A 13,807-nucleotide genomic window follows, 5' to 3' on the forward strand; every position below is an offset into this window, starting at 1 on the left:
GGCATCGCCATGGGAAGGGTGAGGGGTGAGGCAAGGAGCCATGCGGTTCTCGCCTTTTGGGCCACCCCTCACCCTCCCCACGCCTGCAGCGCGGGTCCCCTCCCTCTCCCGGGGCGGGAGAGGGAGGTTTCACGCCAACACCACCCTGCCTCACTCTCCCTCCCCGCCACCGGACGACCATTCCTGGACGCGGGCGAGATGCGCATAGTCGGTGTAGCGCGGCGCCATTGCCGGGCGCGGGCGGGAGCGGTAGGGGGTGTTCGGGTCGTCGAACTGCGCGATCAGCGCCTCCAGACCGGCCCGTGCCTCTTCGCCCAATGCCGCCGGGTCGCCCTTCACAGGCTTTTCCTCGCCGGCCGGGTCGCCGCCGGACAGGCGCCAGAAGGTCAGCTCCGCCACCTCGCCCTTGTCCACCCCGCTGAACCCGCCGGTTGCCGCGATGGCGGCCTCCAGCGGCAGCTGCGGGGCGAAGCCAAGCTCGATCTCCCGCGGGGTCGGCGGGGTGCCGGTCTTGTAGTCGATCACCACCAGCCCGTCGGGGCCGCGGTCGATGCGGTCGGCCTTGGCGGTCAGGGTGAAGGGGCCGCCGGGGCCGGACAGCTCCAGCCGGCCCGGCACCTCGGTCGCCAGCGGGCGGATGCGGGGGCGGCGCTCGCGCTCCAGATCGACGAACCAGCCGGCGACCCGCTCGAAGCGCGGCCACCAGAAGGCCCAGACGTCGGGATGGCTGCGCAACAGCGGCCCGAAGTGCTCCCGCCCCAGCGCGATCAACCGGTCGAGCGCGTCATGCGGCAGCGGGCCGGGATATTCGCGGACGAAGGCGTCGAGCGTGTCATGGATGATCTGGCCGCGGTCCGACGCCCCCGGATCGGCGGCGATAGGGTCGAGCGCGCGCAGCCGCAGGGCGTGCCGGGCATAGATGGCGTAGGGATCGCGCATCCACGTCTCGATCTCCGTCACCGACAGCTTGCGCGGCCGGGCGGTCAGCGGCGGGCGCGGCTCGGGCGCGGCCACCGGCTGTACCCGCTCCGGCTCGTCCAGCCCGCGCGCCCAGCCGAGCCAGCAGGCGCCGCGCTCCTCGATCACGCCGTCCAGATCGAGCGCCTTCAGCACCGTCTCCAGCCGCAGGAGCCAGCGCGACGGCACGGTCGGCGTGCCCTCCACCCGCGCGGCGCGGGTCAGCACCACCTCCGGCGCGCCGCAGGCGTGGGCGAAGTCGTGGGCCGACATGCCGACCAGCCGTTCCGGGCTGGGCAGGCCGAAGTCGCGCCGCATCGGCCGCGACATCCACGGATCGGCGGATGCCGCCGGCGGCCATGTCCCTTCGTTCAGCCCGCCCAGGATGGTCAGGTCGAGATGCTGGAGGCGCGCCTCCATCGGACCCAGGATGAACAGGCGCGGATGCAGGCCATAGCGCGGACGCACTGCCCGCGCGCTCATCAGCGCATCGAGCAGCGCCGGGTAATCCTTGGCCGGGATCGCCGGGAAGCCTTCGGCCGCGTCGAGCAGGTCGTGGACGAAGCGCGCCGCCTCCTCGCCGTCATCCTGGCGCCACAGCCGCTCCGCCCCGGTCAGTTCGTCGTCGGCGGCCAGCGATTCGCAGAAGGCGACATGGGCGCGGACGAGGTCGGCCAGCGGCGTGTCGGCGGTCAGCGCCTCCAGGAAGGGCGCGGCGCGCTGGCCGATGTCGACCAGCCATGTGCGCAGGAACTCCTGCTGCTCCTCATGGTCGAAGCGCTCGGCCTGCTCCAGTGCGGCGAGCACGCCGTCGAAGCCCTCCGCCGGGCGGGGACCGCGCAGCACGACGCGCTCCAGCGCGCGGGCGGCGGCGCGGAAATCTCCTGAGTCGCGGCCGCCCGCCGCCATCGGGTGCTTGGCGAGCGCCAGCAGGGCCAGCGGATGGACGCGGCTCGCCACCAGCTCCGCCGTCAGCCGCAGATAGGTGCCGACCGCGGTGTGGGCGAGCGGCTGGCCGCCCGAGTCGTTCACCAGAATCCCCCAGCGCGCCAGCGCCATGGCGACCCGCCGGCCCAGGTTGCGGTCGGGGGTGATGAGGGCGGCGGTCCTGGTCGGCGTTTCCAGCGCATGGCGCATCAGCAGAGCGATGACCTGCGCCTCCTCCTCCGAAGTGGCGGCGTCGATGCGGGTCAGCCCGTCCAGCGCCGAGGCATCCACGCCCGACAGCTCGCGCCAGCCCTCGGTCGTCGCCGCCGGGCGCATCGCCTCGGCGATCAGACGGGCGCGGGCGCCGCGCGGCTCGGTGGCGTCGGTCCAGGGCTGCACCTCGTCGCGGGTGACGCCCAGCAGGCGGATCAGCTGCGACAGGCCATGCTGCGGGTGGGATTCGTCTTCCGCGATGGCATCCCAGATCGTGTCGTCGGCCCCGGTGTCGAGACCGGGCAGCACCACCGCCCCCTGCGGCAGCCGGGCGATGACCGACAGCAGCTCCGTCGTCGCGGCGATGGAGCCGGTGGAGCCGGCGGCGATCACCATGCCCGGCGGCGGGGCGGCCTGCCACAGGGCGGCCTGCGTCTCCAGCGCCAGATTGCGGCGCTTGGCCGGGTCGGTCTCGCCGGTCGACTCGAGGATGGCGGGCCAGACCTCGGTGATGATGCGCAGGAATTTCAGGGTGACCTGCCAGTGCTCGGCATAATCCTCCGGCACCAGCGACTCGAGCTTCTCGAAGCCGGCGCGCTCGGTCCACACCGCGTCGATCAGCCGGCCAAGGTCGGCGCCCAGCCGCACCGCCTGCGCCGTCGTTGCCGACAGCCCGTCGGCCCCCAGGATCAGCCGCGCCAGCGTCATCTGCCGGTTGAGCGGCGAGATCGCTTCCGGCAGGTCGAGCGGGACGTCGGGCAGTTCCTCCTCGGTCAGGCTGAGGTCGCCGGCATCCAGTTCGCCCAGCGGCGCCATCCGCGGCAGCAGCGTCGGCTGCCCGCCGGAGCGACGCAGGAAGGCCGCCTGCAGCGCCCGGCAGGCGCGCCGCGTCGGCAGCAGCACGGTGACCCCGGCCAGCGCCATCGGGTCGCCGCCCACCCGCTCCATGATCCCCGCCGCCAGCATGTCGACGAAGGGAGCGCCCGCGGGGATGCTGTAGACTTTGGGGGTGGAGCTATCGGGAAGCATGAAAGGTCCGTGTATCGCTTGCCCCCACCCCAACCCTCCCCCGCTCTCGCGGGGGAGGGGGTAAGTGCTTGGGCGGGAGAGTGGCGGCAGTCTCCCCCCCCGCCCAGCGGGGGAGGATCAAGGTGGGGGCAAAACTCCCCATCGATTGTACCTTATTCTACTCCCTCAATGCGCCACCGCCCGCACGCCGCCGATGGCCAGCAAATCCTCCGCTTCCCGAAGTCCGGCGGGCGTGCCGATGTGGAACCACAGCCCGTCATGGGCAAGGCCGAACAGCCGCCCCGCCTGCTGCGCGCGGTCCCAGATCAGGTTGGTGGAAAAGGCACCGTCCGGCGTGTCGGCCGCGAACAGCTCCGGCTTGACGATCTGCACCCCGGCATAGACGAAGGGCGCCAGCTCGCGCTCGCCGCGACGGGTCAGGCCGCCCAGCGGGTCCATGTGATAGTCGCCGAGCCCGTCATAGCCGACCGACTTGGTCGTCGCCATCAGCAGGAGCAGCGCGTCCATCTCCGCCGGGTTCCAGTGCGCGGCGAGGCGGCGCAGGGCCGGTACCGGCCCGTCCAGCCAGAAGATGTCGGCATTCACCGTATAGACCGGCGCCGTACCCAGATGGGGCAGGGCCTTCTTCACCCCGCCGCCGGTCTCCAGCAGCGTGTCCTCCGGCGACAGGGTGATGGCGGGGGAGGTGCGGTCCTTCAGATGCTCGCCGATCATCGCGCCGAGATAGTGGCTGTTGACCACCGCGCGGCCGACGCCGGCCGTGGCCAGCCGGTCCAGCGCATGGTCCAGCATCGACTTGCCCAGCACCGGGATCAGCGGCTTCGGGCGGTCGTTGGTCAGCGGGCGCATGCGCAGGCCCTGGCCGGCGGCCAGAACCATCGCTGTCTGGGGAATGGTCACGGTCATCTCAGATCGACTCCGGTACGACGAAGGCGGCGCGGGTCTCGGGCGGCAGATGGCGGTCGAACCAAGCGGCGACCGGCGCCAGCTCCGGCTTCGCCAACTGGGCCTCCAGCAGGCGCCAGACCCGCGGCAGATGGACAAGGTAGGACCGCCGGCCCTGGCTCAGCGCCAGACGGACGAAGATCGCGACGATCCGCGTGTGGCGCGCCGCCCCCAGCACCGCCATGGCGCGGCGGAAGGCGGCGGCATCGGTTTCGGGGAAGGCGGCGAGATAGCGCGCGACCATCGCCTCCGCCAACTCGGGCGCCACGTCGCGCCGCGCATCCTCCAGCAGCGACACGAGGTCGTATGCCCGCGGCCCCCAGCCGGCGCTCTGGAAGTCGATCAGCCCGGCGGCCTTCACCCCCGGCCGATCCAGCCGCATCAGATTGTCGACGTGGTAGTCGCGCAGCAGCAATGACGGCGCACCGGCGCAGACCGGCTCCAGCACTGCCCGCCAAGCCGTATCGAAATCGGAACGATCCTCATCGCTCAAGGCCCGTCCCAGCACCACCGGCACATAGGCGTCGATGAACAGCCGGGTTTGCGCGATGAACAACGCCGGATCATAGACGGGCAGGGCCAGCCGCTGTGCCGCCCCGTCCGGCCAGCCGCGGTGGATGGTGATCAGCGCGTCGGTCGCCATCTCGTAGAGCGGCTGCGGATCGGCGCCGTCGGCCAGCAGGCGGGAGAATGTTTCGCTTCCGAAATCATCCTGGATCGCCAGTCCCCGCTCCACATCCGCCGCAAGCACGGCGGGAACCGACAGCCCGATGGCCGCCAGTTCGGCGCCGATGGCGATGAAGGGCACGAGGTCGTCAGTGGGGGCGGGCGTGTCGACCAGGATCAGGGTTTCGCCATCCGCCTTGCGGAGGCGTTCGTAGCGGCGGGCGGAGGCATCGCCGGCCAGCGGCTCCCGCGCCGCGCCGGACAGGCCGTTGGCGGCGAGGAAGGCGGCGATCTCCGCTTCCCGCGCAGAAGAGACGACGGACATTACAGGGGGCATCACAGCGTCCAGTCGGCGGCGGCCACCCGCGCCGCCAGCGCGCCATGGCCGGTCAGCGTGGCGCGGCGGGCATCGGGGCCGTCATGCTCCATGGTCACCTCGACCCGGTCGGGCGGCAGCAGCGGACCCAGCCGGTCCGGCCATTCCACCAGTGCCACCGCCTCGGCCCGCGCGTCGTCCCAGCCCAGCTCATACACCTCGTCCGGCCCCGACAGGCGGTAGAGGTCGAAATGCCAGACCGGGCCGATGGCGGTGTCGTAGGTCTGTACCAGGGTGAAGGTGGGGGACGGCACCTCGGCGTCCTCATGGGTGACGCTGCGGATCAATGCCCGCGACAGCGCCGACTTGCCGGCGCCGAGGTCGCCGCGCAGGGCCACGAGGTCGCCCGGCCGCAGCATCGCGCCCAGCCGGCGGCCCAGCGCCGCGGTGGCGGTCTCGTCCGGCAGCGGGAGGGTGACGGTATGGTGGGGAGTGTCCGACATGGCGCGGATACTGTGCGAAGCCGCCGCCCGCCCGCAAGCCGGAAAGAGGGGTGGGTCGGCGGCAGGCCTACCGACCGATCCTTACCGGCCGATCCGCCGCTTGGGCGACAGCCGGTCGGCCGCTCCCGATCCGGCGCCTTCTGCCGCGCCGGCCACCACCAGCCGCGGCGCCTTGTTGAAGTTCATGGTGATCATCAGCGTCAGCGCGCCGTTGATCAGGTGCAGCATCTTGTCGGACGCCACCGGCAGGGGGATGCGCCGGCCCATGCAATAGCCGACCAGCGCCGCCGTCACCTCGGTTTCGGCCAGCACCAGCTCGGTCACCGCACCGTCGTCGTCGGTGATGCTCAGGCGGGTTTCGATGCCCTCCTGCTCCGGCCCCTCGTTGCGGTGATAGACGATCTTGGACACGGTGCCGACCGGCAGTGTGTCCTTCACCCGCCGCCGGCGGTCCAGCACCGCCCGCACCACCTCCTGGTCGGTGAAGACCAGACACCGAAGTTCCTTCATTCCGGGCCTCCACCCGACCGGCCTCCAGGCAAAGAAAGCCCGGTCATCCGCCGCCGACCTTCACTTTCCGCTTCGCCACCGCCGCGTGCAATCGACAAATTTAAGCGAATTTATGCGAAATTGTTTCCCGGCTTCGACGGTCCGTCGTTCTGCCTCGCACGCGACACAGCACCGCTTTCCCCTTGCGGGGGGTTGACCCGGCCGGGAAATGCGGACAATGGAAGGACCGTTCGCCGACCCTTCCGCATCATCCTCCACCCGGCACCCCGTCTCAAGGAATTGGCTTTCATGTCGCAGACCGCCTCCAGCCACGATGTCCTCACCACCGATGTCGTCATCGTCGGCGCCGGCCCCGTCGGGCTGTTCGCCGTGTTCGAATGCGGCATGCTGAAGATGCGCTGCCATGTGGTGGACGCGCTGGACATGGTCGGCGGCCAGTGCACGGCGCTCTACCCGGAAAAGCCGATCTACGACATTCCGGCCCATCCCTCCATCGAGGCGGCCGACCTGATCGACCGGCTGGCGGAGCAGGCCGCCCCCTTCTCGCCCACCTATCACCTGGGCCAGCAGGTGGAGAAGCTGACCCGCCAGGACAGCGGGCGCTGGCTGGTGGAGACCAGCATCGGCACCAAGATCGACACCCAGGCGGTCATCATCGCCGCCGGCAGCGGCGCCTTCGGCCCCAACCGCCCGCCGCTCGACGGGCTGGAGGCGTATGAGGGCAAGTCGGTCTTCTACATGGTGCGCCGCCGCCAGGACTTCGCCGGCAAGAAGGTGGTGATCGCCGGCGGCGGCGACAGCGCCGTCGATTGGGCCATCTCGCTGGCCGACGTGGCGGAGCGCGTCTATGTCGTCCACCGCCGGCCGAAGTTCCGCGCCGCGCCCGAAAGCGTCGCCCGCATGGAAGCGTTGGTGCGCGAGGGGCGGGTCGAGATGGTGGTGCCCTACCAGCTGTCCGGCCTGGACGGCGAGAACGGCCAGCTGAGCGCGGTGCGCGTCGCCACGCTGGACGGCGAGGAAAAGGCGCTGCCGGCCGACGCGCTGCTCGCCTTCTTCGGACTGTCGATGAATCTCGGTCCCATCGCCGACTGGGGCCTGGATCTGGAGCGCAGCCACATCGCGGTGGCCCAGCCCGGTTGCGCCACCAACGTTCCGGGCGTCTTCGCCATCGGCGACATCGCGACGTATCCGGGCAAGCTGAAGCTGATCCTCTGCGGCTTCGCCGAAGCGGCGCAGGCCGCTCACGCCATCCGCCCGCTGGTCTATCCCGGCGAGGCGCTGCACTTCGAATACTCGACCTCGAAGGGCGTGCCGGGCGCCGCGTGAGTGAAATGCCCTCTCCCGCCCCGGGAGAGGGAAGTATCTTACTCCGCCTTCACCCCGTTCACCGGGGCCCGCACCGGCATGATGCAGCGGACATGGGCGCTGCGGTAGACCCCGGCGGCGCCGGTCTCGTCCAGCTCCAGCCGGCCGCCATGCAGTTCCACCACGTTGCGGGCCAGCGACACGCCCAGCGCCGCCGCCCCCTGCGGGTCGGCGTCGGGCGCGGCGGCGCCGCTGACCGACAGGGTGATGCTGCCGTTCAGCCGTTCGCCGGCCAAGCGGATGCGGCGGTCGGACGGCGGGTTGCGGATGGCGCCCACCACCAGGGTGAACAGCGCCTGCTTCAGCCGCTTGCCGTCGCCCTCCATCTCGCCCAACGCCTCCGGCGCCACCACCTCCAGCCGCAGCCCCTCGCGCCGCGCCCAGTCGCGGGTCAGGCCGGCCACCGACTCGAGCAGGTCGGGCAGGTTGACCGCGCCGCGGTCCAGCGTGGTGACGCCGGCCCCCAGGCTGGTCAGGTCGACCACGTCGTCGATCAGTTCCAGCAGGCGCTGGCCGGCCGTCAGCATGCTGCGGACATACTCCATCTGGCGGTCGTTCAGTTCGCCGAAATACTGGTTCGCCAGCATCTCGGCGAAGCCGATGATGCCGTTCAGCGGCGTGCGCAGATGGTGGGAGACGTTGGCGATGAACTCGCTCTTCAACTGGTCGGCGGCCTCCAGCGCCGCGTTGGAGGCGCGCAGCGCCGTCTCCAGCCGGGCGCCGTCGGTCACGTCCAGATAGCTGTTCAGCACAGCCCCATCGGGCAGCGGCAGGGTGGAGAACTCCACCACCGACCCGTCGCTGCGCTCCACCCGGCCGGAGCGGACGCTGCGCTCCAGCGTGGCGCCGATCAGCTCCTCCTTCAGCGCCTCCCAGGTGGCGGCCTCGCCCGGCCGATCCGCACCCTTTTCCGCGATCTTGTCAGCAACCTTGTCCGCAGGTGGCATCTCCAGCAGCGGGCGCATTCGTTCGATCACGTCGGCGATGTGCGGTGCGCTGTGCAGGTCACCGTCGGCCAGATCCCAGATGCGGGCGAAGGCCGGGTTGGACAGCTTCAGCCGGCCGTCGCCGCCGAACACGGCGATGCCTTCCGCCAGATTGTCCAGCGTCTCCTGCTGCACCGCCATCAGCGTGTTGTAGGAGGATTCCAGCGCCAGCGTGTTGGTCACGTCCTCCAGGATGGTGATCAGCCCGCCCTGCGGATGCGGCGCCGCCAGATGGCGCAGCGTGGTGCCGTCCGGCAGGTGCAGCATCTCCTCCACCGGCTCGACCAGATGGGTGTAGCGGGTCAGCCGCTCGCGCTTGAAGGTCTGGTAGTCGGCATATTCCGGCAGGCGTCGGCGGGCGCGCAGCTCCTCCAGCAGTTCGGCGTTGGTCGGTTCGGTGCGCAGCCACGCCTCGTCCAGCTCCCACAGCCGGGCATAGGCCTGGTTGAAGAAGGTCAGGCGGGTGTCGGGGCCGAAGATGGCGATGGCGGTGCCCAGCCGCTCCAGCACCTCGGCATGGGCGGTCAGGTGGCGGTCCAGCTCGCCGCGCAGTTCCTCCAGCGGGGTGAGGTCGAGGGCATAGCCGACCACCAGCGTGCCGCCGCCGTCGGTCAGCGGCAGCGGCGCCTCCGTCACCTCCAGCAGGCGGCGCTCGGTGCCGATCACCACGGGGGCGCGGTCGGACTGGGCGAAGCCGCCGCTGCGTGCCCGTTCGGCCAGCGCCCGGCCGGCGGCGGTCAGCTCCCGCCCCTCCGTCACCACAATGTCGGGATCGCCGTCGACGGCGCGGGCATAGGCGCGGTTGCACCAGGACAGCCGCAGCGAGCGGTCGCGCATCCACACCGGCACCGGCAGCGCATCGGCCATCGCCTGCAGTTCTGCAAGGCGGGAGCGCGCGGCCCCCGTCGCCTGCTCCTGACGCCGCGTGGCATCGCTGGCGGCGTCGCGGGCGACGGTCACATCCTCGATCCACACCACGTCGCAATGGGTATCGCCGGCCCGTCCGCGCCGGCCGGTCAGCACCAGCCGCCGCCCGTCGGGCGCCGCCGCCTCGCAGCGAAAGGGCTCGCCGTCCCGGCGCAGGCGGGAGAGGGCGGGGCCGAGGTCCGGCACCGTCAGGCAATCGCTCAGCTCGTCGGCACTGGAAATGCCCAGAAGGGCCGCGGCTTCGTCCGATAACGCGCTGTCGCCCTGGTCCGTCCAGACGCACCAGGGGTGCGGCGCGGCGGCCAGCATGGCCCGCCAACGGTCACGGTCTGCTGCGGCGTGATCGGCTTGGCGCCGGGATTCCTTGTTCCAAAAGAAGCCAGCGAGACCGACCACGCTTTTCACCCCCGGGACCGCCGGGCTTGTCGCTGGCCCGGTCGAATCTGTCGAAATGAATCAAGAGGCGCAGAGTAGTTCAGCCCTCTCCCACCGACAAGCGAACACCCGTCCGCTTTGCGCCTTTTCGAGGTTTCCTTCCCGCCCAGGTAGTTTTCGCTCCGGCACGTCCGGTTACGCCATGGTCTCTTCCGGGCTGGGCACCGTCTCATTCGTGTGACGCAGGTCGTGAATCGCCTTTTCGACCTTCGGGAAGGCGGCGGCCATCGCGCGGGCGTGCCGTTCCACATCCGACGCGCGCGCCTCGACGATGGCGCGTTCCAGCGCGCTGCAGGCGGCGGCCAGCGCCCGCGCCCCCGCCGTCCGCGCCGCACCCGCCGCCGAATGGACCGCGGCCCGCGCCTCCTCCATGTCCCCGGCATCGAGGGCCTGCCGCACCCGCTCCAGCGTCGGCCGCGTCGTCTCGATGAAGAAGTCCATCATGTCGAGCGTGCCGGCATCCAGCCCGCTCCCTCCCATGCCGCCGCCGCCCGTGCATCCAAAGGTCTCGCGCACATGGTCGAGGTCGAGCACCGGCAGCGCCTCCTCCTCTGTCGGTGCCGGCGACGGCTCCGGCGTCCGCGGCTCCGGAGCCGCGCGGGGGTCGAGCCAGCGGGCGAGCACACGCGAGAGCTGGGCCAGCGTCACCGGCTTGGCGAGGTAATCGTCCATGCCGGCGGCAAGGCAGCGCTCCATCTCGCCGGACAGGGCGTTGGCGGTCATGGCGACGATGGGGGTGTGCCACTGTCCGCCGTCCCGCAGCCCGTCATCCTCTTCCGCCCGGATGCGGCGGGCCAATTCATAGCCGTCCATCGCCGGCATGTGGCAGTCGGTGATGACCAGCCGGTGCCGTCCACGCCGCCATGCCTCCAGCGCCTGCTCGCCATCGGCCGTCAGCTCCGCCGCATAGCCCAGGCGGCGCAGTTGGCGCAGCACGACCTGCTGGTTGGTCGGGTGGTCTTCCGCCACCAGGATCGGGCCCGATTCGGCAGGAACCGGCGACGGCAGACAGGAGGGCAGACAGGGGGCCTCCACGGCGGGGCCGGCGGCGTCGGGTGCGCTGCGGCCGGTCAGGATCGCGGCGGCACGGATCAGGGCGGTGCGGTGGACCGGCTGCACCAGTCCCGCCATCTGGCCCGAAACCGTGTGGGGAGAGGCGACCGTACCGCCGCCTGCCGGCCCCGCCCCGGAGGCTCCCTGCCGCCCGTCGCCCAGCAGAAGCCGCGGCAGGCCGGGACAGCGGGCGCCGGCCAGCGGCTCCAGCCGCCCGGCCAGCGCCGTGGTGGTGACCAGCAGCCCGAATCCGCCGCGCCCAAGCTTCGATGCGGCATCGGCCATCATGGCGGCGGTCGTCACGGTCGCGCCGCCCTGCTCCAGATAGCGGGCCAGCACCGCGCGCTGCACCTCGTCCTCGTCGACGACCAGAACGGACAGGCCGTCCAGCGGCGCCGGAGCGGGCGATGGGGTGGGCGCCGGCTCCACCGCGCGCGGCAGGTCCACCGAGAACCAGAAGGTCGACCCGCGGCCGGGCGCCGATTCGACGCCGATCCGCCCGCCCATCCGTTCGACCAGCCGGGTGCAGATCGCCAGACCCAGCCCGGTGCCGCCGAAGCGCCGGGTGGTGGAGCTGTCGGCCTGGCTGAAGGGCTGGAACAGCCGGGCCTGCCCCTCCGGCCCGATGCCGATGCCGCTGTCCTCCACCGCCACATGCAGGCGGACATGGTCCGGATCGGATCGGGTGGTGTCGGCCCCATGGACGCGCAGCACCACCCGGCCGCGGTCGGTGAACTTGATGGCGTTGCCGGTCAGGTTGAACAGGATCTGGCGCAGCCGGCCGGAGTCGCCGCGCAGCCGCTCCGGCACCGAGCGGTCGATGTCGCAGATCAGCGCCAGCCCCTTCTGGTGGGCCTGCGGCGCCAGCAGGTCGGCCACTCCCTCCACCAGCTCGGCCGGGCGCAGGTCGAGATCCTCCAGTTCCAGCTTCCCCGCCTCGATCTTCGACAGGTCCAGGATGTCGTCGATGATCCGCAGCAGCGCCGCCCCGCTGTCCCGCATGGTGGAGACCAGCGTGCGCTGCTCCTCGTCCAGCGGGGTCAGCGCCATCAGCTCCAGCATGCCCAGCACGCCGTTCATCGGCGTCCGGATCTCGTGGCTCATCGTCGCCAGGAATTCCGCCTTGGACCGGGCGGCGATCTCCGCCTGCTCCTTGGCGGCGCGCAGCGCCTCTTCCGCCTGCTTGCGCGCGGTGATGTCGTAGCTCCAGGCCAGCACCGCCGGTTCGCCCTCGAAGCTGGTGCGCTGGAGCGTCTTCAGCGCCCAGACCCGGCTGCCGTCGGGACGGACCACCGCCGCCTCGGCATCGCGCACCAGCACGCCGCCGCTCTCCGGCTCCCGGCCGCCCTGGCCGCCCTGACCGATTGCCCCGGCGGGCAGGGCCGGCGCATGGCGGCTGCCGACGAATTCCTCCAGCGGCCGGCCGGCCAGTTCGGCGGCGCGGGCGTTGGCGAAGGCGACGGTGCCGTCGGCGCGGCGGATGGAGACGCCGACCGGGCTCTGCTCCAGGATGGTGCGCAGCCGGCGCTCGCCCTCGGCCAGCGCGCTTTCGCGGGCGCGGATGGCGGTGACGAAATAGGCCAGCGCGCGGGCCATCTCGCCGATCTCGTCCCGATTATCGGCCCGGCTGCCGGCCGGGGTGACGGCGGGCAGGTCCAGATCGGGCAACGGATCCGACATTCCTGCCGGCTCGGCCGTCTCCACCGCCTGCATCGCGCTTCGCAGCCGGCGCAGCCGCGCCACCACGTTGCGGTGGATGTAGGCGAAGATGGCGGCGGCCCCCAGGATCGACAGCACCGCCATGGCGATCACCGCCCGCTTGCCGTCGCGGATCACCCGCTCGAACTCGGTCGACCGGCGGGCGACGTCCTGCTCCACCGCCAGGAAATAGTCGGACACGATGCCGACCAGCTGGTCCGATACCGCCTGGTTGCGCGCGGCCGACCGCTTGATCGCCCGTTGCAGCGACAGCTCCGCCTCGCGCAGAGTGAACAGGGGGGACGGGCCGAATGCCTGCTCCGCCACCTCGCGCTGCAGCGGTTCCAGCCGCGCCGCCCGCTCCGCCGGCAGCAGGGCCAGCGCCTCGGCGGCATTGTCCAGCGCCGTGCGGGTGTCGGCCCGGAAGCGGTCGAGCTGGCCGTCGCGGTCGGACCTTAGCGCCGCCAGCAGCGTGGTCGCCGCCCCGGTCAGCTCGCTGCGCCAGCGCTCCAGTGCCGCGCGGCTGCGATCAGCCGCCTCCGCGTCCGGCAAGCCGGCCCGCAGCTCCATCGGCCAGGATGCGTCGGCCTCCCGCGTGCCGGCCGCCGCCAGCCGGGCGGTCAGGGCGGCCAACGCCTGGGCGCGGGCGCCGGTCTCGGCGTTGAGGGACAGCTGTTGCCGGACCTGGGCGTTCAGGGTCAGCAGCGTGCCGACCAGTTCGTTCTTGCGGCGGTCCAGCTCGCCCAGATCGGCCCTGCTGCTCTGGGCGTGGCCGTTCCCGGCCCGGTCGGCATGGCGCACCGCGCCTCCCCCGGGGCCGCCCCCGGTGCTGCCAAGGGCGATCAGCCGGGCCGTCAGCTCCTCCAGCCGCGCCAGCTGCCCGTCCATCCGCGCCATCACCGCGTCGCGCGCGTTCTGGTCGGGCGCGGCGACCAGGGCCGGGGCGATGGCGGCGACGGCGCCGCTCTGCTGCACCAGCTGGGCAGCGGCGACCAGCCCCGGCACCTTGGCGGTGGCGATCTGCTCGTATCCCTGGTGGAAGCGCGAGAACAGCGAGACGGCGACGACGCTGGTCGCCGCGGCCAATCCGCCGATGACCGTCAACCCCGCCAGGATGCGGAACGCCACGCTCCGCCCCAGGAACCGCCGGGGACTCCGCATGCCCACCCCCTCGCCCGCTGCCGTTCCTACCCCGACCGGCTGGGTGATCATGCCCCGACCGGCTGGGTGATCATGCCCCGATCGGCTTGCCGATCATGCCATAGAAAGCGGGGCGG

Annotated in this window: 8 protein-coding genes; 1 reads left to right on the plus strand and 7 read right to left on the minus strand. The window is 71.8% G+C overall.

Features of this window, described 5'->3' with window-relative positions; genetic code table 11:
• Positions 1–150 precede the first annotated feature (150 nt).
• The 5 genes from addB to ACCD06_RS17445 all read right to left on the minus strand — a co-directional run bounded on the left by addB (position 151) and on the right by ACCD06_RS17445 (position 6,066).
• The gene (addB, locus tag ACCD06_RS17425) at positions 151–3,126 is read right to left on the minus strand and encodes a double-strand break repair protein AddB (RefSeq protein WP_413342082.1); all 2,976 of its coding nucleotides are present in this window, start codon (positions 3,124–3,126) and stop codon (positions 151–153) included.
• A gap of 165 nt (positions 3,127–3,291) precedes the next feature.
• Complete coding sequence (locus ACCD06_RS17430; RefSeq protein WP_413342084.1) at positions 3,292–4,032, minus strand: nucleotidyltransferase family protein; 741 nt, start codon at positions 4,030–4,032, stop codon at positions 3,292–3,294.
• 1 nt (position 4,033) lies between these two features.
• Complete coding sequence (locus ACCD06_RS17435) at positions 4,034–5,074, minus strand: aminoglycoside phosphotransferase family protein (protein WP_413342086.1); 1,041 nt, start codon at positions 5,072–5,074, stop codon at positions 4,034–4,036.
• Positions 5,074–5,556 (minus strand): tRNA (adenosine(37)-N6)-threonylcarbamoyltransferase complex ATPase subunit type 1 TsaE, encoded by a 483-nt coding sequence (gene tsaE / locus ACCD06_RS17440; protein WP_136704923.1) that lies wholly within the window; start codon positions 5,554–5,556, stop codon positions 5,074–5,076. Before tsaE ends, ACCD06_RS17435 begins: the two co-directional genes overlap by 1 nt.
• A gap of 81 nt (positions 5,557–5,637) precedes the next feature.
• On the minus strand, positions 5,638–6,066 hold the full coding sequence (locus ACCD06_RS17445; protein ID WP_109073258.1) for a hypothetical protein: 429 nt from the start codon (positions 6,064–6,066) through the stop codon (positions 5,638–5,640).
• Positions 6,067–6,354: 288 nt separating this feature from the next.
• On the opposite strand from ACCD06_RS17445, the gene ACCD06_RS17450 reads away from it, so the two are divergent.
• On the plus strand, positions 6,355–7,392 hold the full coding sequence (locus ACCD06_RS17450; RefSeq protein ID WP_136704924.1) for an NAD(P)/FAD-dependent oxidoreductase: 1,038 nt from the start codon (positions 6,355–6,357) through the stop codon (positions 7,390–7,392).
• A 38-nt stretch (positions 7,393–7,430) separates the two neighbouring features.
• Here the strand turns inward: ACCD06_RS17450 and ACCD06_RS17455 are convergent, their stop codons facing one another.
• A complete protein-coding gene (locus ACCD06_RS17455; protein WP_413342089.1) occupies positions 7,431–9,653 on the minus strand; it encodes a PAS-domain containing protein in 2,223 nt (740 codons plus the stop codon).
• Between the two features lie 261 nt (positions 9,654–9,914).
• Positions 9,915–13,691: an ATP-binding protein gene (locus tag ACCD06_RS17460; RefSeq protein WP_413342091.1), complete on the minus strand. Its 3,777-nt coding sequence runs from the start codon at positions 13,689–13,691 to the stop codon at positions 9,915–9,917.
• Positions 13,692–13,807 lie beyond the last annotated feature (116 nt).

The sequence above is a fragment of the Azospirillum sp. CT11-132 genome (assembly GCF_047302835.1).
Classification (GTDB): domain Bacteria; phylum Pseudomonadota; class Alphaproteobacteria; order Azospirillales; family Azospirillaceae; genus Azospirillum.